Origin of the sequence: Burkholderia sp. 22088, assembly GCF_052045915.1 — a bacterium.
Taxonomy (GTDB): Bacteria; Pseudomonadota; Gammaproteobacteria; order Burkholderiales; family Burkholderiaceae; genus Burkholderia; species Burkholderia cepacia.
Genome location: NZ_JBQEPY010000018.1, coordinates 171146 through 191961 on the forward strand (window position 1 = coordinate 171146; position 20816 = coordinate 191961).

A 20816-nucleotide genomic window follows, 5' to 3' on the forward strand; every position below is an offset into this window, starting at 1 on the left:
TATCTGGTTGTTCTGCGTGGGCGGTCGGCCGAAGGAAATGGCAGGCGGCGCCTGGATCAGAACTTACGAGTATACGGAATTTATATTACAGAATCTTTCAGCTTCGGATTGTGCGGTTTTGTGGGGCCTCGCCCATCAAAATCGCATCAAAAATAGTGCGTTCGACAAACGCAAGGTGCGCATCATACCGGGAACCGGCGGGGATTTTTCATCGGATGAATGACTTGTGATGCATTTGGGAGAAATCTGCCGGGCGGAGCGCGAAAGGCGAGGACGAAAACATGATGGCGCGGGGCGTTTCAGGAATGGGGACAGGTTGATTCGGTGCGCTCGCACCCGCTTTGCGCCGTTACGGAATCGTACGGCGTACGGTCACTTCGCCCGTTCATGCTCCCCCAACCCGATCGCCTTGTAGTCGTAAGTCGGGTAGAACTCCGTCCGATACGCACCCCACGCCGTATCTTCGAGCACCCGATTGACCTCGCGCACCCGCGATGCCGGCAACCGCAGCACGACGATCTGCCCGATCCCCATCGTCACGGTCCAGCTCACCACTTCGACGCCCGGCGGCGGAAACGCCTTGTAGAACCCCTGCTTCGCCAATTGCGCGTTCAGCTCGGCGAGCGGACGCGACTGATCGTGTTTCAGGAAGACGGTGAGCAGCACCGCATTGTCGGGCGTCGCCGCAGCCGAACCAGCGGGTACGGTCGATGTCTGGCCGATGGCCGGCGCGCTGCAGGTCACGGCCGCCACCAGCGCCGCGGCAATGGCCAAAGTACGAACCGGAAAATGAAGAGATACCGTCATGACGCGACTCCATCGTTTCGTGGCTGGAGCCGCCATCATGCGCTGCCGGGCAAATCGACGCAGGCAGCCGGCGCAACGCTTACGCCGCGCTTGCGCCGTCGCGCTCCCGCAGCACGTCGATGAATGCGCGCAGCTTCGCCGGCACGTGCTTGCGATTCACGTAATACAGCCACATCGGCGGCAGCGTCCGGCACGCGCCCGGCAACACCTCGACGAGCGTGCCGTCGCGCAAGTCCTGTTCGATGCGCTCGCGCATGAACGCAAAAGCGATCCCGACACCGGCACGCGCCGCGTCGATCACCGCATCGGCATCGTTCGTCACGAATACGCCTTCCGGATCGAGATCGACATCGCGGCGCCCGTCGTGCAGCAGCCATTTGTGCAGCCGCCCGCTCTCCGAAAACCTGAAGCGGATACATGCATGACGTTCGAGCGCCGCGATCGACGCCGGCGTGCCGTACCGCGCCAGATAACCGGGCGACGCGACCAGCGCACACGAAAGCGCCGGCGCGATCCGCACGCCGATCGTCCCCGGCTGCAGCCGGTCGGCGAGGCGAATCCCCGCATCGAACCCGTCCTTCGCGATGTCGACGAGCTCGTTCTCGTAGCGGATCTCGAGCCTCACTTTCGGATAACGCTCGCGGAATACGGCCAGCACCGGCGCGATCACGAGCGTGCGCGCCAGCGGCAGCGCGGTGACGCGCAACACGCCGCTCGGCTCGCTGCGCGCATCCCTCAGCGCGTCGCGCGCGTGCACGACCTGCCGGTACGCGGGCTCCGTCTGCCGCCAGTAGTGCTGCCCGGCTTCCGTCAGGCTCACGCCGCGCGTGCTGCGATTGAACAGCTTCACGTTCAGCTCGCCCTCGAGCTGCCCGATCGCGAGGCTGACGGCAGCCGGCGTCAGGCCGAGCGCGGCGGCCGCCCGCGTGAAGTTGCCGGCCGTCGCGACCGTCATGAACACGTGCAGCCCGGCCATCGGATCGCGTCGGCTCATCATTAGAAAAACTTGAAACTCTTTCGAGCGGAATGCGGATTCTCCCATATACCGCACCTGCCTACACTGGGGCCTGTCGTCCCACCGGAGCCTCGCATGGACCCGCTCACCGCCGCGCTACCGCTCGCAGCCGCCCGCCGTACGATCGAATCCGCACTCGCGCATGCCGCGTCGCTGCAGGTCGCCGGCGTCGCCATCGCAATCGTCGATGCCGGCGCGAACCTGCTCGCGTTCGCGGGCACCGACGACTGCTTCCTCGGCGCGATCGATCTCGCGCAGCGCAAGGCGCTGACGGCGGTCCGCTTCCGCATATCGACCGGCGCGCTCGGTGCGATGTCGGGCGACGGGCCGCTGCGCGGGATCGAGCACAGCCACGGCGGGCTCGTCACGTTCGGCGGCGGCGAACCGCTCGTCGACGGCAGCGGACGCTGCGTCGGCGCCATCGGCGTATCGGGCGGCAGCGTCGACGAAGACACCGCGATCGCCCGGCACGGCCGCGACCGCTTTCAGGCAACCCTTCCCACCACAAGGTAAGCAACATGGCACGGAAACGCATCCTCATTACCGGCGCAGGCACCGGCTTCGGCCGTGAAGTGGCGCTGCGGCTCGCCGAACGCGGCCACGACGTGACGGCCGGCGTGCGCGTCACCGTCGAGATCGACGCACTGACGGACGCCGCCGCGCAACGCGGCACCACGCTGCGCGCCATCAAGCTCGATGTCACGTCGGCCGACGATCGCGCCCGCGCGGCCGAGCTGGACGTCGACGTGCTCGTGAACAACGCGGGCGTCGGCGAAGCCGGCGCGCTCGTCGACCTGCCGGTCGGGATCGTCCGCGACCTGTTCGACGTCAACGTGTTCGGGCCGCTCGAACTCACGCAGCACATCGCGCGCGGGATGCTCGCGCGCCGGCACGGCAAGATCGTGTTCGTGTCGTCGATCGCGGGCCTGATCACCGGGCCGTTCACGGGCGCCTATTGCGCGTCGAAGCACGCGGTCGAATCGATCGCCGAGGCGATGCACGCGGAGCTGGCGCCGCACGGAATCCGTGTCGCGGTCGTGAACCCCGGCCCGTACAGCACGGGTTTCAACGACCGGATGATGGAAACGACGCGGCGCTGGCACGATCCGGCCGTCCACACGGTAACGCCCGAGCGGCTGACGTTCCCGCTCGAACAGCACGATCCGGAAGAGATGATCGCGAAAATGGTCGACGTGATCGACAGCGACGGCGGCGCGTTCCGCAACCTGCTGCCGCGGTCGTCGGAAACGTTCGTCCGTGCCGAACAGGCGCGCGCGTGGGAGCGTCAGCAGTAACGCAAACCGGCGGCGACCGGCGGTTCATGCCATGCAGGAACGCCGTGCCCGCTGCCCGGCCTGTCGCGTGCGACGTGCGACGTTCGCCGTCGACGGCCTCCCCGACGGACGGCTCGGCGCGGCTCGTCGCAGGCCGACGCGTCTCCCGGCGCCGGGCCCGCAAACCGGCGGGCCGCGTCGCGCCGCACCGTACCGCTCGCGGTCAGTACACGTCCCGCATGTAGCGGCGCGCCTTCGCGAGCCGCGCGACGTAGTCGTTCGCGGCTTCGTCCGACATGCCGCCGTGCTCGGCGACGACGGCCTTCAGCGCGGCATCGACGTCCTTCGCCATCCGCGCGGCGTCGCCGCACACGTAGAAGTGCGCGCCTTCCTCCAGCCACGCGAACAGCTCGGCGCCCTGCTCGCGCATCCGGTCCTGCACGTAGATCTTGTCGGCCTGGTCGCGCGAGAACGCGAGATCGAGCCGCGTCAGGAAACCGCTGTCGCGCATCGCGCCCAGCTCGTCGCCGTAGTAGAAGTCCGTCTGCGCATGCTGTTCGCCGAAGAACAACCAGTTGCGCCCGCGCGCGCCGCGCGCCTGCCGTTCGTGCAGGAAACCGCGGAACGGCGCGACGCCGGTGCCCGGGCCGACCATCACGATCGGCACGTCGCCGTTCACCGGCGGCCGGAAATGCGCGGATTTCTGCACGAACACGGGCACGCGGCCGTCGTCCGCGCGATCGGCAAGGAACGTCGATGCGACACCTTTGCGCGCGCGCCGGCCGTTGTGATAGCGCACGGCCGACACGGTCAGGTGGATCTCGCCCGGGTGCGCGCTCGGGCTCGACGCGATCGAATAAAGACGCGGCTGCATGCGCTTCAGCATCCCGACGAGCTCATTGCCCGACAGCTCGACCGGAAACTCGTGCAGCACGTCCGCGAGTTGTTGCCCCCACAACCATTGCTTCAGGTCGCCCTTGCGGTCGTCGCCGAGCAGCGACTTCAGCGCGCCGTTCGCGCTGCGCGACGCGATGAACGCGAGCGTGTCCGGATGCGGGCGCGTGATGTCGAAATGACGCGCGAGTGCGTCGCCGAGGCGCACGTCGCCGACACCCGCCACCGACACGGGTGCATCGGCCTTCAGCGCGGTGACGGACAGCAGTTCGTCGACCAGTTCCGGGCAGTTGGTCGGCCACACGCCGAGCGCGTCGCCGGTTTCGTATTCGAGGTTCGCGCCTTCGGTCGACAGCGACACGTAACGCGTGTCCTTCGCCGCGCCCGGACGGTTGAGCCGCAGGTTCGCGACGAGCTTCGACGGCGCCGGATGCGCCTTCGTCGGCAGCAGCCCCGACGGGCCCAGGCCGCCGGACGGCACCGCGTGCAGCGCGGCATCGGCCTCCTTGATCCGCGCGACGACGCGTTCGAGCCACTGGTCGGCATCGCGCTGGAATTCGACGTCGCAATCGACGCGCGCGCACAGGCGTGCCGCGCCGAGTTCCGCGAGCCGCGCGTCGAGCCGGCGGCCATGGCCGCAGAACTGGTCGTAGTTGCGGTCGCCGAACGCGAGCACCGCGAAGTGCACGCCGTCGAGGCGCGCGGCGCTGCCGGCCTGCAGCGCTTCCCAGAATTCGCTGCCGTTGTCGGGCGCGTCGCCGTCGCCGAACGTGCTCGTCATCAGCAGCACGTATTGCGCACCGGCGAGCGACGCCACCGGATAGTCGGACATGCACGCGGTGCGGATCTCGAAGCCCGCGTTCATCAGCTGCGTCGCGTAATCCTCGGTCAACGATTCGATGTTGCCGGTCTGCGACGCCCACAGCAGCACGACCTTCGGCCGCGTGCGCACGATCCGCACGCCGCCGGACGCGGCGGCATCGGCCGGCAGCGCGGGGGCCGCGGCGCCCGGCAAGCTCGCCGGCAGCGAGCGGCTGAACAACCCCGCGAGCATCCCGTCGAGCCAGAACCGCACCGGCGGCGTGAGCGGCGCGCCGGCCGGCAGCACCGGCACGCCGCCCTCGCGCCGGCCGGCGCTTGCCTTCAGCCCGCTGACGAACCCGGCCACATACAGCCGTTCGGTGTCCGTCAACGGCGGCGGCGCGAAGTCGGCAACGCCGAGCGCGGCCGCGAAAGTGTCGATGTCTGCCATGTCGGATTCCTGTGAAGCAGTCGCCTGCACCGTCGCCGGCGCGGGCCGTGCGTCGTCGGCGCGGGCATCGGGTTGCGCCGTCCGGTCGTCGGCGGACGCGAACGCAGCGGTCTCGACGCGCCGCAGCGCGACCGCGCAGTATTTCAGTTCAGGTTGCTGCGATTCGGGATCGATCGCGTCGTTCGTCACCGCGTTGATGCACAGGTCATCGCCGTACACGTCGTTCCAGTGCATCGGCGCGAAGCAGTCGCCGCGCCGCACGCGCTCGGTCAAGACGGCCGGCAGCACCGCGCGGCCGCGCGCCGAGCGGATCTCGACGCTGTCCTTCGCGGCAATGCCGAGCGCGCTCGCGTCGTCCGGATGCAGCTCGACGAACGGGCGCGGGTTCAGCTTGTTCAGCATCGCGACCTTGCCCGTCTTGGTCATCGTGTGCCACTGATGCTGCAGCCGCCCCGTGTTCAGCACGATCGGGAACGTGTCGTCGGGCAATTCGGCCGGATCGACGTGCGGCCGGGCGAAGAAGCGCGCCTTGCCCGACGGCGTCGGGAACGCGATGCGCGGCGCGTCGTCGCCGTCGGCGGCCGGGCGCAGCGGCTGGCTCACGCCGTCGTTCAGGTAGCGGATCGGGTGCCGCTCGCGCGCGGTGCCCGGCGCGACCGGCCACTGCACGGGCCCGTCGCGCAGCGCCGCATGGCTCGCGCCGCGCAGGTCGTAGCCCGTCGCCGGATTCGAGAAGCGGACGATCTCGTCGAACACGTCGGCCGCCGACGCATAGTCGAACGCATCGCCGAACCCCATCGCGCGCGCGACTTCCGCGACGATGCGCCAGTCGGGCAGCGCGTCGCCCGGCGGCGCGACCGCCGCGCGCATCAGCGTCATGTTGCGCTCGGAGTTGATCATCACGCCGTCGCCCTCGGCCCACAGCGCGCCGGGCAGCAGGATGTCCGCGTATCGGTTGGTCTCGGTATCGAGGAACGCGTCCTGCGCAATCACGAGTTCCGCTGCCTGCAATCCGGCGATCACGTTCTGCCGGTTCGGCACCGTGGCGACCGGGTTCGTGCAGATGATCCAGCATGCCTTGATGTCGCCGGCCGCCATCCGCTCGAACAGGTCGACGGTGCCGTTGCCGGTTTCCTTGCGCAGCGTGCCGGCCGGCACGCGCCACAGCTGCTCGACGAAACGGCGATCGTCGTCGGACGCCACCGAGCGCTGGCCCGGCAGGCCGGGGCCCATGTAGCCCATCTCGCGCCCGCCCATCGCGTTCGGCTGGCCCGTCAGCGAGAACGGCCCGCTGCCGGCGCGGCAGATCCTGCCCGTCGCGAGATGCAGGTTGCAGATCGCGTTGGTGTTCCACACGCCGTGCGTGCTCTGGTTGAGCCCCATCGTCCAGCAGCTCATCCATTCCTGCGCGTCGCCGATCCATTGCGCGGCCGTGCGCAGGTCGGCTTCCGCGAGCCCCGTGATTTCGGCCACGCGCCCGGGCGTGTAGTCGGCGAGGAACGCGGGCATCGCGTCCCAGCCTTCGGTGTACGCGTCGATGAACGCGCCGTCGGTGCGGCCGTTCGCATGCAGCAGGTGCAGCAGCCCGTTGGTCAGCGCGAGATCGGTGCCCGGCCGGATCTGCAGGAACAGGTCGGCCTTGTCGGCGGTGCCGGTGCGGCGCGGATCGACGACGATCAGCTTCGCGCCGGCCTTCACGCGGTCCATCATCCGCAGGAACAGGATCGGATGGCAGTCGGCCATGTTCGCGCCGATCACGAAGAACAGGTTCGCGCGATCGAAGTCCTGGTACGACCCGGGCGGGCCGTCCGCGCCGAGCGACTGCTTGTAGCCGGTGCTCGCGCTCGCCATGCAGAGGCGCGAGTTCGACTCGATGTTGTGGGTGCCGACGAAACCCTTCGCGAGCTTGTTGACGAGGTATTGCGCCTCGATCGACATCTGCCCCGACACGTAGAACGACAGCGCGTCCGGCCCGTGCGCATCGAGCACCGCGCGCAGGCGGCGCGCGGTGTCGGCGATCGCGTCGCGCGCCGGCAGCGGCACGAGGTCGTCCTCGCGCGCGCGGCGCACGAACGCGCGGTCGAGCCGCCCCGAGCGGCGCAGCGCGACGTGCGCCGACGAGCCCTTCGTGCACAGCCGCCCGAAGTTGGCCGGATGGTCGGCGTCGCCGGACACCTTGACGACTTCGCCTTCCTCGACGTGCAGCACCATCCCGCAGCCGACGCCGCAGTACGGGCACACGCTCTTGACGGGGGTGGCGGTCATGCGCGCTCCGGGGCGGTCAGGCCGCGATCCACACGAAGCCGTCCTCGACCCGCGACGGATACGTGCTCACCGACTGCTCGGGTGCCTCCAGGCATTCGCCGGTGCGCAGGTCGAAATGCTGCTTGTACAGCGGCGACGCGACGACGACGCGCTCGCCGAGGCTGCCGATCAGCCCGCGCGACATCACGGCCGCCTGCGACACGGGATCGACGTTGCCGATCGCGAACACGCCGCCTTCCTCGGCATGCGCGACGTGAAAGACCGCGACCTGCTCGCCGTTGACGAGCGCACACACGCCGGTGTTCGGCACGATGTCGTCGAGCGCGCACACGCGGGTCCAGGACGGCGGCAGACGATCGTTCATGATGGGCTCCTTGGAAAAGACACGGGTGTCGGTCAGGGTCAAACGGTGGCGGGTTCGGTTGCGGCTTGCGTCACGCCGTCGGCGACGACGGGAATCGAAACGGGCTTGCCGCCCGTCCGTTCGCCGGGCGTCGCGGGCCGGATCTGGCCGCGCGTCTCGACGAATTCGATGGTCGAGTCCGGCGCATCGCTGTTCACGAAGTGACGGAAGCGCCTGCGCGTGTCGGGATCGGTGACGGCCCGCTTCCACTCGCACTCGTAGGTGTCGACCACGTGCTGCATGTCGGCTTCGAGTTCGGCGCCGATCCCGAGCCGGTCGTGCACGACGACGTCGATCAGGTAGTCGAGGCCGCCTTCGAGGTTGTCGCGCCATACGCTCGTGCGCTGCAGCCGGTCGGCCGTGCGCACGTAGAACATCAGCAAACGGTCGATGTAGCGAACCAGCGTCGCGCGGTCGAGGTCGGACGCGAGCAGTTCCGCGTGGCGCGGCTTCATCCCGCCGTTGCCGCACACGTACAGGTTCCAGCCCTTCTCGGTCGCGATGATGCCGACGTCCTTGCCCTGCGCTTCCGCGCACTCGCGCGTGCAGCCGGACACGCCGAACTTGATCTTGTGCGGCGCGCGCAGCCCCTTGTAGCGATTCTCGAGGTCGATCGCGAGGCCGACCGAATCGTCGACGCCGTAACGGCACCACGTCGAGCCGACACACGACTTCACGGTGCGCAGCGCCTTGCCGTATGCGTGGCCCGATTCGAAACCGGCCGCGATCAGTTCCTCCCAGATCGACGGCAGCTGCTCGACGCGCGCACCGAACAGGTCGACGCGCTGGCCGCCGGTGATCTTCGTGTAGAGCCCGTACTTCTTCGCGACCTGGCCGACCGCGATCAGCCCTTCCGGCGTGACCTCGCCGCCCGGCATGCGCGGCACGACCGAATACGTGCCGTCGCGCTGGATGTTCGCGAGGTAGTAGTCGTTCGAATCCTGCAGCCCCGCGTGTTCCTTCTTCAGCACGAATTCGTTGAAGCACGACGCGAGGATGCCCGCCACCGCCGGCTTGCACACGTCGCAGCCGAGGCCATGGCCGTGCTTCGCGAGCAGCGCGTCGAAGGTCGTGATGCGCTCGACGCGAATCAGGTGGAACAGCTCCTGGCGCGAATACGGGAAGTGCTCGCAGATATGGTTGTTGACCGCGAGGCCCTGCTTCTTCATCTCGGCCTTCATGATCTGCGTGACGAGCGGTACGCAGCCGCCGCACGACGTGCCGGCGCCCGTGCACGACTTCAGTGCGCCGAGGCTCGTCGCGCCGTCGGCGACCGCCGTGCAGATCTGCGACTTCGACACGTTGTTGCACGAGCAGATCTGGGCGCCGTCAGGCAGCGCGTCGACGCCGAGCGCCGGCTTCGCGACGCCGTCCGACGACGGCAGGATCAGGAATTCCGGCGACTCGGGCAGCTCGATGCGGTTCAGCATCATCTGCAGCAGCGTGCCGTATTCGGCCGCGTCGCCGACCATCACCGCGCCGTGCAGGAACTTGCCGCAGTCGGACACGACGAGCTTCTTGTAGACCTGGCGGCGCTCGTCCGCGTACTGGTAGGTGCGGCTGCCGGCCGTCGTGCCGTGCGCGTCGCCGATGCTCGCGACGTCGACGCCCATCAGCTTCAGCTTCGTGCTCATGTCGGCGCCCGCGAACGTAGGTGCGTCGTTCGTGCCACCTCCCAGCTGCTTCGCGACCACGCGCGCCATGTCGTAGCCGGGGGCGACGAGGCCGTACACCATGCCGTTCCAGGCCGCGCATTCGCCGATCGCGTAGATGTCGGCGTCGCTCGTGCGGCACGCGTCGTCGATCGCGACGCCGCCGCGCGGGCCGATTTCCAGGCCGCACGCACGCGCCAGCTCGTCGCGTGCGCGAATGCCGGCCGAAAACACGATCATGTCGGCGTCGAGATGGGAGCCGTCGGCGAACGCCATCCGGTGCGTGCCCTCTTCGCCGTCGACGATCTCGAGCGTGTTCTTGCCCGTATGCACGGTTACGCCGAGCGCCTCGATCTTCGCGCGCAGCATCCGGCCGCCGCCGTCGTCGACCTGCACGGCCATCAGCCGCGGCGCGAATTCGACGACGTGCGTGTCGAGCCCCATGTCGCGCAACGCCTTCGCGCATTCGAGGCCGAGCAGCCCGCCGCCGACCACGACGCCGCGCTTCGCGTGCGTGCCGCACACCTGCATCGCCTCGAGATCCTCGATCGTCCGGTACACGAAGCAGCCCTCACGATCGTGCCCCGGCATCGGCGGCACGAACGGGCGCGAACCCGTCGCCAGCACCAGCTTGTCGTACGCGAGCGTTTCCCCGGACACGAGCGTGACCGTATGCGCGGCGCGGTCGATCGACGCGACGCGCGCGTTCAGGCGCAGATCGAACTGCGGATGACGCTCGAAGAAGCCGGGTTCGACGAGCGACAGGTCGTCCGCCGACTTGCCCGCGAAGAACTCGGACAGGTGCACGCGGTCGTAGGCCGGGCGCGGTTCCTCGCCGAGCACGGTGACCTGCAGCGCCGCCGACGCGCCCGCTTCCGCCGCGACGCATTCGAGGAACTTGTGGCCGACCATGCCGTGGCCGATGACGATGAGTTTCATGATGACGTTTCCCTCGGTCGATCAGTTCGCGACGCTGCCGGCAGCCAGCGCGCGGTCGCGCAGCTCGGCTTCGCGCGCCTTGTGTTCTTCGCTGAAGCGCACGGCCATCGCGCACAGCGCGGTCGCGGTGACGGCAAGGCCGAGCAGGCCGAGCGTGTGCTGCACGTCGCCGACGCCTTTGAGCAGGAAGCTCGCGGCGACCGCGCCGACGTTGCCGCCCGCGCCGACGATCCCCGCGACGCCGCCGAGTGCCTTGCGGTCGATGAAGGGCACCAGCGCGTAGGTCGCGCCGCACGCCATGTGCGTGAAGAGGCCGAACGCGAGCATCGCGACGAGTGCGATGCCGACGCTTTGCGCATGCGAGAACCAGATCAGCCCGAGCCCTTCGCCGACGATCAGCGCGCACAGCAGCATCGCGCGCACGTCGAGGCTGCGGCGCGCGGCGACCTTGTCGGACAGCCAGCCGCCGAGCGCGCGGGCGAACAGGGCGAGCAGCCCGAACATGCCGACCGCGAAACCGGCGTCCTTCAGCGACAGGCTGAAGTGATCGACGTAGTACAGCGCGGCGATGTTGTGGATGAACACCTCGACGCCGAAGCATGCGCCGTACGTGATGAACAGCATCCACACGCGATAGTTGCCGCAGGCCGCGAAGAAGCTCGCCCAGCCGCCCTTCTTGCCGCTGTCGACCGTCACGCCTTCCTTGCGCAGCGCGACGAAGTCGCCTTGCGGGCAATCCTGCGTGAAGCGCCAGTACGCCCAGGCCATCGCGAGCATCGCGACGCCCGGCACGACCAGCGCGATACGCCACGACGAATCCTCGCCGAAGCCGAGCATCAGGCCGGCGGCGACGAGCAGCGGCATCAGCGCCTGCGTCGCGCCCGCGCCGGCATTGCCCCAGCCGGCCGTCGTCGCGTTCGCGGTGCCGACGACGTTCGGCGCGAACATCACCGACGTGTGGTACTGCGTGATCACGAAGCCCGCGCCGATCGCGCCGATGCCGAGCCGGCAGATCAGGAACGACAGGTAATCGTGCGTGAACGACACCGCGAACACGGGGATCGCGCCGAGCAGCAGCAGGCCGACGTACACGCGGCGCGGGCCGAAGCGGTCGCACAGCGGGCCGACCAGCAGCCGCACGGCGATCGTCGCGGCCACGGCCGCGATGTTGATGTTGGCGACCTGCGCCGCGCTCAGATGAAATTCGCGTGCGATCAGCGGCATCAGCGGCGCGCATGCAAACCACGCGAAGAAGCACACGAAGAACGCCATCCACGTCAGGTGGAACGCGCGCATCGGCGCGGTGCGGAGGCTGAAGAGATCGATACGGGTAGCTTTGTCGGTCATGTCATCCGCCAAACGAAAAACGGCGTCCTGCGCACCCGGTCTCGTCGAGACCCGATGCGTAGGACGCCGTTGCCCATGAAGCCCGTTGCCGGGCGCGTCTGTAATCGGTACTGCCGGACGAATCGCCATTGATTCGCCCGAACCGGCTTACGCAAACGCCGTGCCATGTCGCCGCGAATCGGGCCCGCAGCCCCGCCGCGCAAGGCTCGTCCGGCGTCGTGCGGCGCGCGGCGACAGCCGGCACACGACGCGCGGTGATGCAGCGAGGCACAGATGTGGTGCGATGCAGCACTGTCGCCGTGCGACATCGCGGTGCGCACGGGCGGGGCACGATGCACGCCGATGCGGCATTGCGGGTGCCGGCGCGCGGCCGCCTCAGGCAGGCACGGGGGTCGTACTTGGCCCGCAATTGGCCCGTATTCGGCCCGCATTTCGCCCGCACGTGGCCATCGCGCGGCGCGGTGCGCGCCGTTCCCGCCGCGCGGGCGCGACGGGCGATACCGGTTGGCCCGGATATTGCTGAACCCGCTGCATGACACCGGCAACGGCGCCGGTGGGCAGTCCCCTCAAAACCGGGCCCGTCGTGCAGGCGGGCCGCCCAGGACAACGGCGTCCTCCCGTGCGCGGCACGGCCGGATGCCGATACGTCGACCGCCCGCCGCCGCCGCGCAACAACGCGCTATCGGCCGCCGCATGCAGGCGGCACTGGAACACGACATGACGACAGGCAAAGTCACCCTGCTGGGCGCCGGCCCCGGCGATCCCGATCTCCTCACGCTCAAGGCCGTGAAAGCGCTGGCCGCTGCCGACGTGCTGCTGCTCGACGATCTCGTCGCGCCCGGCATCGTCGAACTCGCGCCGCAGGCGCGCGTCATCCGTGTCGGCAAGCGCGGCGGTTGCCGCTCCACGCCCCAGGCATTCATCGAGAAGCTGATGCGCCGTTACGCGCTGCGCGGCGCGCACGTGGTGCGCGTGAAAGGCGGCGAGGCGCTGCTGTTCGGGCGCGCCGGCGAAGAACTCGCGACGCTGCGCGCCGCCGCGATTCCGGTCGAGATCGTCAACGGCATCTCGTCGGGGTTCGCCGCCGCCGCGAGCCTCGGCATCTCGCTCACGCACCGCGCGCATTGCCACGGCGTCACGTTCGTCACCGCCCATCGCCAAGACCACGGCGAACCCGACTGGGCGCGTCTCGCCGCGACCGGCACCACGCTCGCGATCTACATGGGCATGAGCCGCGTCGACAGCATCGCCGCCGGCCTGCTCGCCGTGCTGCCGGCATCGACGCCGGCCGCGGCCGTGCAATGGGCCGGCACGCCCGACGAACGCCGCTGGACCGGCACGCTCGGCGATCTCGCGCGCGGCATCGACGCAGCACGGCTCGGCAGTCCGGCCGTGATCCTCGTCGGCGGCGCGATCGGCGAAACGGCCGTGGCGGAGGTGCCGGACGCGGGCACAGCCGGGGCCGCGATCGACACGGCCTTCTCCCGGGCCGCGTAGCATGCGCGACACCACGCGGCACCGGCCGCCCACCTGCCATGAAAACAGCGGCGCCGTTCGCACCGGCTGCCGGGTCGCCGCGCGCGGCACCGGCACGACATGCGCACGGGGCCGCCTCCGATCCGCGCATCGCGCCACGATTTCGCCGCCGCCGTTCGCATCATGAGTGCGCCCGCTTCCTCCCCCCGCCTGCGCGTGCTGCTCGTCACCGATACCGACAAGCCGATCGGCGAGCTCGGCGACGCGCTCGCGCAGCTCGGCTACGACATGCTGAACGACGTCGCGACGCCCGCGCGCCTGCCGGCCGCCGTCGAGGAGCAGCATCCCGACGTCGTGATCATCGATACCGATTCGCCGTCGCGCGACACGCTCGAGCAGCTCGCGGTCATGCACGCGACCGCGCCGCGCCCCGTGCTGATGTTCAGCCACGACGCCAACCAGTCGCTGATCCGCGCGGCAGTCGGCGCGGGCGTCAGCGCGTATCTCGTCGAAGGGCTGTCGGCCGAACGCCTTGCACCGATTCTCGAAGTCGCGCTCGCGCGCTTTTCGCACGACGACGCGCTGCGCCGCCGGCTTGCCGATGTCGAACGCGAACTCGCCGAACGCAAGCTGATCGACCGCGCGAAGCGGATGCTGATGGACCAGCGCAGGCTGTCCGAACACGACGCGTATGCGGCGCTGCGCAAGCGCGCGATGGATCAGGGCCTGCGCATCGTCGACGTCGCGCGGCAATTGCTCGACGCGTCACCTCAGTCATGACCGCCATGGATACCACCTCTCCTGTCGCGCCGGAACGCGCGCATCTTCGCCTCGGGTTCGTCGCGCTGAGCGACGCGGCCCCGCTGATCGTCGCACAGCACCTGAACCTCGGTGCGCGGCACGGCCTCACGCTCGAACTCAGCCGCCAGCCGTCGTGGGCCGCCGTCCGCGACAAGCTGCTGAGCGGCGAGCTCGACGCCGCGCATGCGTTGTACGGGCTGGTCTGCGGGCTGCAGCTCGGGATCGGCGGCCCGCAGGCCGACATGGCCGCGCTGATGGTGCTGAACCGCAACGGCCAGGCGATCTCGTTGTCGCGCGGCCTCGCCGACGCGTACCGCGCCAGCGGCAGCGTGCGCGACGCGTTCGCGACGCTCGGCCGCAAGCCGCTCCTCGCGCAGACGTTCCCGACCGGCACGCACGCGATGTGGCTGAACCACTGGCTCGCGTCGCACGGCGTCGATCCGCTGCGCGACGTGCGCAGCGTCGTGATCCCGCCGCCCGAGATGGTGGCCGCGCTCGCCGGCGGCGAACTCGACGGCTTCTGCGCCGGCGAACCGTGGCATGCCGTGGCCGAGGCCTGCGACGCGGGGCGGACCGTCGCCGTCACGAGCGAGATCTGGCCCGATCATCCGGAGAAGGTGCTCGCGGCCCGGCGCGATTTCGTCGCGCTGTATCCGGCCACCGCGCGCGCGCTGATCCGCACGCTCGTCGATGCCTGCGCGTGGCTCGACAGCGCCACGCACCGTCGCGAGGCGGCCGGCTGGCTCGCGTCGCCCGACGCGCTCGGCGTCCCGGCCCGGCTGATCGCGCCGCGCCTGCTCGGCGACTACGGATCGGGGCCGTTCGCCGTGCCGCCGCTGCCGATCCGCTTTCACGACGGCGGCGCCGTGAACCGCCCCGATCCGCGCGAAGGCGAGTGGTTCCTGTCCCAATACCGGCGCTGGGGCATGCTCGACGGTTCGCACGACGACGCGGCGATCGCCCGCGCGATCGCGCAAACCGCGTTGTATGATGCTGCCGTCGCCGAAAGCGGCGCACCGGGCCCGTCGCGGGCGTGAGGCGCGCCGCGTGATGCAGGCGGCGCGCGCTCCCGCGCCACGCCTGCCCGGGCCGCCTGTCGGCGCCCGGCATGCGGCCCCCGGGGCGCCGCACGACCCCTCCGTCCCCGATCCGATTCGATGCCAAAACCCACGCGCGCGCCGCTCGACGTGCTGCTCACTGAAATCCGCGCGTGCCGTGCCTGCGAAGCCGACCTGCCGCTCGGCCCGCGCCCGGTCGTGCGTGCCCATCGCGACGCGCGCATCCTGATCGTCGGGCAGGCGCCGGGCGCACGCGTCCATGCGAGCGGCATCCCGTGGGACGATGCGAGCGGCAAGCGTCTGCGCGGCTGGCTCGACGTCGACGCCGACACGTTCTACGACGAAACCCGCTTCGCGATCGTGCCGATGGGCTTCTGCTACCCGGGCCGCGGCACGAGCGGCGACAACCCGCCGCGCCCCGAATGCGCGCCGCTGTGGATCGACCGGCTGCTCGCCGAGTTGCCGTCGATCCGGCTCACGCTGCTGATCGGCCAGTATGCGCAGCGGCATTTCCTGCGCGACGCGCGCAAGGCCACGCTGACGGACACCGTCCACGCGTGGCGCGACTATGGCCCCGACGTGCTGCCGCTGCCGCATCCGTCGCCGCGCAACCAGGCGTGGTTCAAGCACCACCCCTGGTTCGACGCCGACGTCGTGCCCGAGCTGCGGCGCCGGGTCGCGCCGCTGGTCGCCCGGTAAACGAAATCACCGCCGTGTCGCGACGCTTCGCGACACCCCGTCATCCGTATCGAATCAAGCATGAACGACACCCCTACCGACCTCGACTTTGCCTGCAACGGCTGCGGCGGATGCTGCCGCGACCTGCGCATTCCGCTGACGATCGACGAGGCCACCGCGTGGCTGCAACGCGGCGGCCACGTGGAGCTGCTGTGCGATGCGATGCCGTGGCTCGTCGAGCCCGAGCCCGACAACGCGTTCGCCGCGTACAAACGCGCACGCTCGACCGCCGCGCTCAGCGGCTCGCTGCCCGTCCGCGTGACGGTCATGCTCACGGCGTCCCATGCGGGGCCGTGCCCGAACCTGCGCGACGACCTGCGGTGCGCGATCTACGACGAGCGACCGCTCGTGTGCCGGATCTACCCGGCCGAAGTGAATCCGTTCGTGCCGCTGGCACCGGCCGGCAAGCAATGCTCGCCCGATGCGTGGCAGCAAACGCCGTTCGTCCGCGGCGGCACGATCGTCGACGCGGCCACCCACGAGAACATCGCGCGCTCGCGCGCGGCGAGCGAAGCCGAAACGCCGCTGCGGGCACGGTTGTGCGAGAGGCTGGGGATCGAAACAGCGGCCGTGGCCAACGAAGGGTTCGCGATCCACGCGCCGCCGGCCGCCACGCTGCTCGCCGCGCTGACGGACCTGCGCGCGTCCGCACCGGCCGGCGCCGACGACACCATCGCGTGGACACTGATCTCGAACCGCGCGACGACGGTGGACGCGCTCGCATCGGTCGGCGGGGCAAGCCGGCGCGCCGGCGGCGACAGCCCGCACGCCCGCTACCTCGGTTTTCACCCGGACGAATGACCGCCGCGCGGCACGCCGCGAGCGGTTCCGGGCCAGGCCGCAAGGTGGCACGGATCGCCGTCGCGCCCGGTTCGCTGTACCATCGCGGCTCAACCGCGTCACGACCAGCAGAATCCTTCATGCCCTCCACCGCCCCGCCGCGCCTGTACGGGATGCCCGAACGCAGCGACCGGCTCGACTTCTACATCCGCGACCAGGCGTCGCGCCAGGCGATCACCGAGCCGCACCGGCACGCGTATTTCCAGATCCAGTTCAATCTCGGCGGCGACACCGAGCAGCGGATCGGCGGCGTCACGCGGCCGTTTCCGCGCGGCGCGCTCGCGTTCGTGCTGCCGCACCGCGAGCACCTGATCCCGCATCCGGAAGGCGCGCACTTCATCGTGATCAACTTCAGCCAGGCGTTCCTGCGCGCCGATCTCGACGTCGACCCGCTCGACCTGGAGGACGTGCCCGCCCACCGCTTTCCCGAGCTGACGCCGTTCCGCTTCCAGGAACACCTCGACTTCATCCTGACCGGCGACACCTACGACGAAGCGCGCCGCCTCGCGCTGTGCATGCTCGACACCGATCGCGTGCGCACGTTCGGCTCGACCACGTTGCTGCGCGGCTACCTGCTGCAGCTGATCGGGCTCGTCTGCACGCAGTACGCGGGCGCGCTCGACAAGCTCGCGCAGCGCGGCGCCCAGCGCGCCGGCCGGCGCGATGCGCTCGCGCGCGTGCTGCGGCACGTCCGCGCCAACCTCACCCGCGAGGACCTGACGCTCGCCGCGACCGCCGAGGCGGCGTTCCTGTCGCCCAACTACCTCGCGCACCTGGTCCGCAAGGAAACCGGCAGCACCTTCACCGATCTCGTGACGGAGCGCCGGATCGCGCTCGCGCAGTCGCTGCTGGCCCACACGAGCCGGCGCATCGCGGACATCGCCCGCTCGGTCGGCTTCCGCGACGAAGGGTATTTCGCGCGGCGTTTCCGCGCGCGGGTCGGCGTGTCGCCGAAGGCGTACCGCGACGCGAATGCCGCGCTGCCGGAAGGCGACGACACGCCGGCAGCACCCGACGCGTAGTTTTGTCCCGGTAAAACGCAGTTGCGTCGCATCCGGCGGCACGGGCGTCGGGTATCGTTGCACGCATGCCGGCCCGTGCGCCGCACGGGCGCGGCATCCGTCTTCCCACCGAACGAGGCCATCCGATGTCCGCCTATGTCATCGACGCTGCCGAGCGTCCTTCCGTCGAAGTCGACCAGTCGTCCGCGCGCTTTCCGGTGCGCCGCGTCTTCTGCGTCGGCCGCAACTACGCCGACCACGCGCGCGAAATGGGCGCCGATCCCGACCGCGAACCGCCGTTCTTCTTCACGAAGCCGGGCGACGCGATCGTCCCGGCCAGCGGCACCGTCCCCTATCCGCCGCTGACGAACGACCTCCATCACGAAATCGAGCTGGTCGTCGCGATCGGCAAGGACGGGCGGTCGATCGACCCGGCCGACGCGCTGTCGCACGTATGGGGCTACGGCGTCGGCGTCGACCTCACGCGCCGCGACCTGCAGGCCGAAGCGAAGAAACTGAGCCGTCCGTGGGACTGGGCGAAAGGCTTCGACGCGTCAGGCCCCGTGACCGCGCTGCGCGCGGCGTCGGCCACCGGTCATCCGGCCAAGGGCCGCATCTGGCTCGCGGTCAACGGCGACACGCGCCAGCAAGGCGACCTGGCCGACATGATCTGGGCCGTGCCCGACGTCATCGCGTACGTGTCGCGCTCGGTCGAGTTGAAGGCCGGCGATTTGATCTTCACCGGCACCCCGGCCGGCGTCGGCGCGCTGCAACCGGGCGACCGCGTGACGGGCGGCGTCGACGGCGTCGCGACGTTCGAGTTCGTCGTGGGCGCGAAGCCGTAAGCCATAAGCCGTGACGCAACAAGCACGGCGGCCCCCCGCGCGGGGCCGCCGTGCGATATCCCGATTTCGGTCAGTCGTAGCGGCGCAGGAATGCGTCGACGACGGCCGGCGGATTCAGCGCTTTCGCCGATTCGTTTTCCAGCGCTTCGGCCGCGTCGTCGTCGCTGATCGACACGAACAGCGTGATCGCCGCCCGTTCGTCGCCGGTGCCGAACAGGCCCTCGCGGTCGAGCAGGCGCAGCGCACCGATCATGTCGGCGTGCAGTTGCCGCGAAAATTCCGGGAATCTCGACCGGACAAACTGCGGGCTCAGCACGTCATCGGCGAGCTTGCCGCAGATCGCATTGAACGGCGACGCTTCCGCCGCCGCATACGCCCATTCCGAAAAGCCCCACGCATACCACGGGTCGTCGTCCGCGACAGCCTGCTGCTCGCGGACCCGGCGCAGCCCCTCGACCGAATTGGCGGCCGGCACCACCGTCATCGCGCCGCTGTCGGTATAGAGCGCGAACGCGTAGAAATGCTCGTCCGGGTGCAGCGCCCGCAGCGCCCTGAATGTCGCTCTCGCGGCGTCGGCAATGTCTCGCTGGAAATCAGAAAAGTCGCTCATCGCTCCCTCGTCCAACCGCCCTTCGCGCGCCGGAGCATGCTCGGCGCGCGGCGGGTTCGTCGTCTCCCGATATTCGATCGATTGTCCGCCAATCGCCCGCGGCACGGTAGCGGTGCCCGCACCGATGCCCGATTCGGCGCGGCGATGCTGCGTCCTCGCGTTCACCGCCCGGCGTCCCGCGCGTCGAACACCCGCACGCAGACGGCCGCCGCCAGCGCGATCGCGGCCGACAGCAACATCATCGCCAGCGGCGCATAACCCGCGTTGCCGGGCGTCAGTACCGCCCCCGTCAGCGACGAAAGCGCGGCGCCGCCGGCGATCGTCATCGCACCGGCCAGCCCCGACGCGCTCCCGGCCAGCGCCGGGCGTACCGACACCGCGCCGGCATGGGCACCGGGATTCGTCAGCCCGTTGCCGATGCCGACCAGCACGCACGGCCCGAACCACGCGATCGCATGCGTCGCGCCGCCGAACATCGACGCGAGGCCGATCAACGGTCCCGCGCATGCAACGATCCGACCGCACAGGATCGTCGTGGCCAGCGCGAAGCGGCGCGCGTAACGCGCGGCCAGGAAGCTGCCGCACACGAAGCCGGCCGTGATGGTTCCCATGTAGAAGCCGATCTCCGCGGGCGCGATGCCGAACACCGTTTGCGCGGCCAGCGGCGCGCCGGCCAGGAACGCGTAGAACGAGCCGGTCGAAAACGCCATGCACAGCGCGTAGGCCCAGAAACGGCGCGCGCGCAGCAGCGCCGGATACGCGCGCAGTTGCTGCCCGAGGCTCGACGACCGGTTCGCATGGGTTTCGACGAAATCGAACCCGCACCAGACGAACAGCGCGACGCCCGCCGCGCCGAGCAGCCAGAAGCTCGCGCGCCAGCCCGCCGTCTGGTCGAGCGCGCCGCCGAGCGTCGGGCCGAGCATCGGCGCGAACGCGGCCGCCATCGCCGCATAGCCGATCCGGCTCGCCGCGCGCGCACCGCCGCCGGTATCCCGGATCGTCGCCATCGACACCGGATAAACCGACGTGATCGCCGCCTGCATCAGCCGGCATGCCAGAAACACCCGGATATCGGTCGCCATCGCACAGCCGAGCGAGCCGAGCGCGAAGATGCCGACGCTCGCCAGCACGACCGGCCGCCGCCCGAACCGGTCCGACAGCGGCCCCATCACGAACTCCAGCGACGCGGCCACCGCCGCGTAGCCGCCGAGCGAAAGCGCGACGAGCGCATAGTCGGCGCGCAGGTCGCGTGCGATTGCCGGCAGCGACGGCAGGAACAGGCTCAGCGGCAGCACCGAGCACGCGCACAGCAGGATCAGCGTCGCGTGCCTCGGCGACGCCCGTTCGGAAGCGATCGGCAGGTTCGGTTGCAAGCGGATGTCCTCCGCGCACGTGCCGCACGGCCGTGCGCAATGCAAAAAAAAGCCCCCGAACGAGTCGGGGGCGCAGGGATGCCGGCGCGGTGCCGCTACCGGACCCTGCGCCTGTGTACGACTACGATGAAGGTTGCTGCTTTCATGCCGGATGGCTCCTGGTTGCCTGGCTGGCTTCGTGCGGTGTCGGACGATACCGGACGATGGTAGGCGGACGATACCGACC

General features: G+C 69.9%; 17 protein-coding genes. 9 read left to right on the plus strand and 8 right to left on the minus strand.

All coding sequences use genetic code 11. The annotated features are described in order from the left end of the window. Positions 1 to 372: 372 nt before the first annotated feature. Together ACTJLD_RS30740 and ACTJLD_RS30745 are read right to left on the minus strand one after the other, a co-directional pair. Positions 373 to 807: a hypothetical protein gene (locus ACTJLD_RS30740; protein ID WP_021162920.1), complete on the minus strand. Its 435-nt coding sequence runs from the start codon at positions 805 to 807 to the stop codon at positions 373 to 375. A gap of 79 nt (positions 808 to 886) precedes the next feature. Continuing rightward, the gene (locus tag ACTJLD_RS30745) at positions 887 to 1801 is read right to left on the minus strand and encodes a LysR family transcriptional regulator (RefSeq protein ID WP_081072598.1); all 915 of its coding nucleotides are present in this window, start codon (positions 1799 to 1801) and stop codon (positions 887 to 889) included. Positions 1802 to 1897: 96 nt separating this feature from the next. On the opposite strand from ACTJLD_RS30745, the gene ACTJLD_RS30750 reads away from it, so the two are divergent. Both ACTJLD_RS30750 and ACTJLD_RS30755 read left to right on the plus strand, forming a co-directional pair. Next, positions 1898 to 2335, plus strand: coding sequence for a GlcG/HbpS family heme-binding protein (locus tag ACTJLD_RS30750; RefSeq protein WP_440660494.1), 438 nt, complete (start codon positions 1898 to 1900; stop codon positions 2333 to 2335). A gap of 5 nt (positions 2336 to 2340) precedes the next feature. Beyond that, entirely contained in the window at positions 2341 to 3117 is a 777-nt protein-coding gene (locus tag ACTJLD_RS30755) for an SDR family oxidoreductase (protein ID WP_060371885.1), read from the plus strand. A 202-nt stretch (positions 3118 to 3319) separates the two neighbouring features. On the opposite strand, the gene ACTJLD_RS30760 is transcribed toward ACTJLD_RS30755, so the two are convergent. Genes ACTJLD_RS30760 through ACTJLD_RS30775 form a run of 4 tightly spaced genes read right to left on the minus strand, consistent with a single transcriptional unit; the run spans position 3320 to position 11848 of the window. Then, positions 3320 to 7507 (minus strand): molybdopterin-dependent oxidoreductase, encoded by a 4188-nt coding sequence (locus ACTJLD_RS30760; RefSeq protein ID WP_440660496.1) that lies wholly within the window; start codon positions 7505 to 7507, stop codon positions 3320 to 3322. A 16-nt stretch (positions 7508 to 7523) separates the two neighbouring features. Next, on the minus strand, positions 7524 to 7871 hold the full coding sequence (gene nirD / locus ACTJLD_RS30765; RefSeq protein ID WP_175863302.1) for a nitrite reductase small subunit NirD: 348 nt from the start codon (positions 7869 to 7871) through the stop codon (positions 7524 to 7526). 38 nt (positions 7872 to 7909) lie between these two features. Beyond that, positions 7910 to 10501, minus strand: coding sequence for a nitrite reductase large subunit NirB (gene nirB, locus ACTJLD_RS30770; RefSeq protein ID WP_440660497.1), 2592 nt, complete (start codon positions 10499 to 10501; stop codon positions 7910 to 7912). A 21-nt stretch (positions 10502 to 10522) separates the two neighbouring features. Beyond that, entirely contained in the window at positions 10523 to 11848 is a 1326-nt protein-coding gene (locus tag ACTJLD_RS30775; RefSeq protein ID WP_027791812.1) for an MFS transporter, read from the minus strand. 717 nt (positions 11849 to 12565) lie between these two features. Between ACTJLD_RS30775 and cobA the strand changes: the two genes are divergently transcribed. From cobA to ACTJLD_RS30810, 7 genes are all read left to right on the plus strand, one after another. Further along, positions 12566 to 13345, plus strand: coding sequence for a uroporphyrinogen-III C-methyltransferase (gene cobA / locus ACTJLD_RS30780; protein ID WP_124814617.1), 780 nt, complete (start codon positions 12566 to 12568; stop codon positions 13343 to 13345). A 162-nt stretch (positions 13346 to 13507) separates the two neighbouring features. Continuing rightward, positions 13508 to 14104, plus strand: coding sequence for an ANTAR domain-containing response regulator (locus ACTJLD_RS30785; RefSeq protein ID WP_042977474.1), 597 nt, complete (start codon positions 13508 to 13510; stop codon positions 14102 to 14104). Between the two features lie 5 nt (positions 14105 to 14109). Then, positions 14110 to 15162 (plus strand): CmpA/NrtA family ABC transporter substrate-binding protein, encoded by a 1053-nt coding sequence (locus tag ACTJLD_RS30790; RefSeq protein WP_060371881.1) that lies wholly within the window; start codon positions 14110 to 14112, stop codon positions 15160 to 15162. A 120-nt stretch (positions 15163 to 15282) separates the two neighbouring features. Beyond that, the gene (locus ACTJLD_RS30795) at positions 15283 to 15882 is read left to right on the plus strand and encodes a uracil-DNA glycosylase family protein (RefSeq protein WP_222213226.1); all 600 of its coding nucleotides are present in this window, start codon (positions 15283 to 15285) and stop codon (positions 15880 to 15882) included. 60 nt (positions 15883 to 15942) lie between these two features. Next, complete coding sequence (locus ACTJLD_RS30800) at positions 15943 to 16722, plus strand: YkgJ family cysteine cluster protein (protein ID WP_175897516.1); 780 nt, start codon at positions 15943 to 15945, stop codon at positions 16720 to 16722. A 119-nt stretch (positions 16723 to 16841) separates the two neighbouring features. Then, positions 16842 to 17783 (plus strand): helix-turn-helix transcriptional regulator, encoded by a 942-nt coding sequence (locus ACTJLD_RS30805; protein WP_060359172.1) that lies wholly within the window; start codon positions 16842 to 16844, stop codon positions 17781 to 17783. Between the two features lie 125 nt (positions 17784 to 17908). After that, a complete protein-coding gene (locus ACTJLD_RS30810; RefSeq protein WP_048025513.1) occupies positions 17909 to 18607 on the plus strand; it encodes a fumarylacetoacetate hydrolase family protein in 699 nt (232 codons plus the stop codon). Positions 18608 to 18677: 70 nt separating this feature from the next. Here the strand turns inward: ACTJLD_RS30810 and ACTJLD_RS30815 are convergent, their stop codons facing one another. Then, the gene (locus ACTJLD_RS30815) at positions 18678 to 19217 is read right to left on the minus strand and encodes a DUF4303 domain-containing protein (protein ID WP_059697777.1); all 540 of its coding nucleotides are present in this window, start codon (positions 19215 to 19217) and stop codon (positions 18678 to 18680) included. Positions 19218 to 19378: 161 nt separating this feature from the next. Continuing rightward, positions 19379 to 20590: an MFS transporter gene (locus ACTJLD_RS30820; RefSeq protein ID WP_060319711.1), complete on the minus strand. Its 1212-nt coding sequence runs from the start codon at positions 20588 to 20590 to the stop codon at positions 19379 to 19381. Positions 20591 to 20816: the final 226 nt, after the last annotated feature.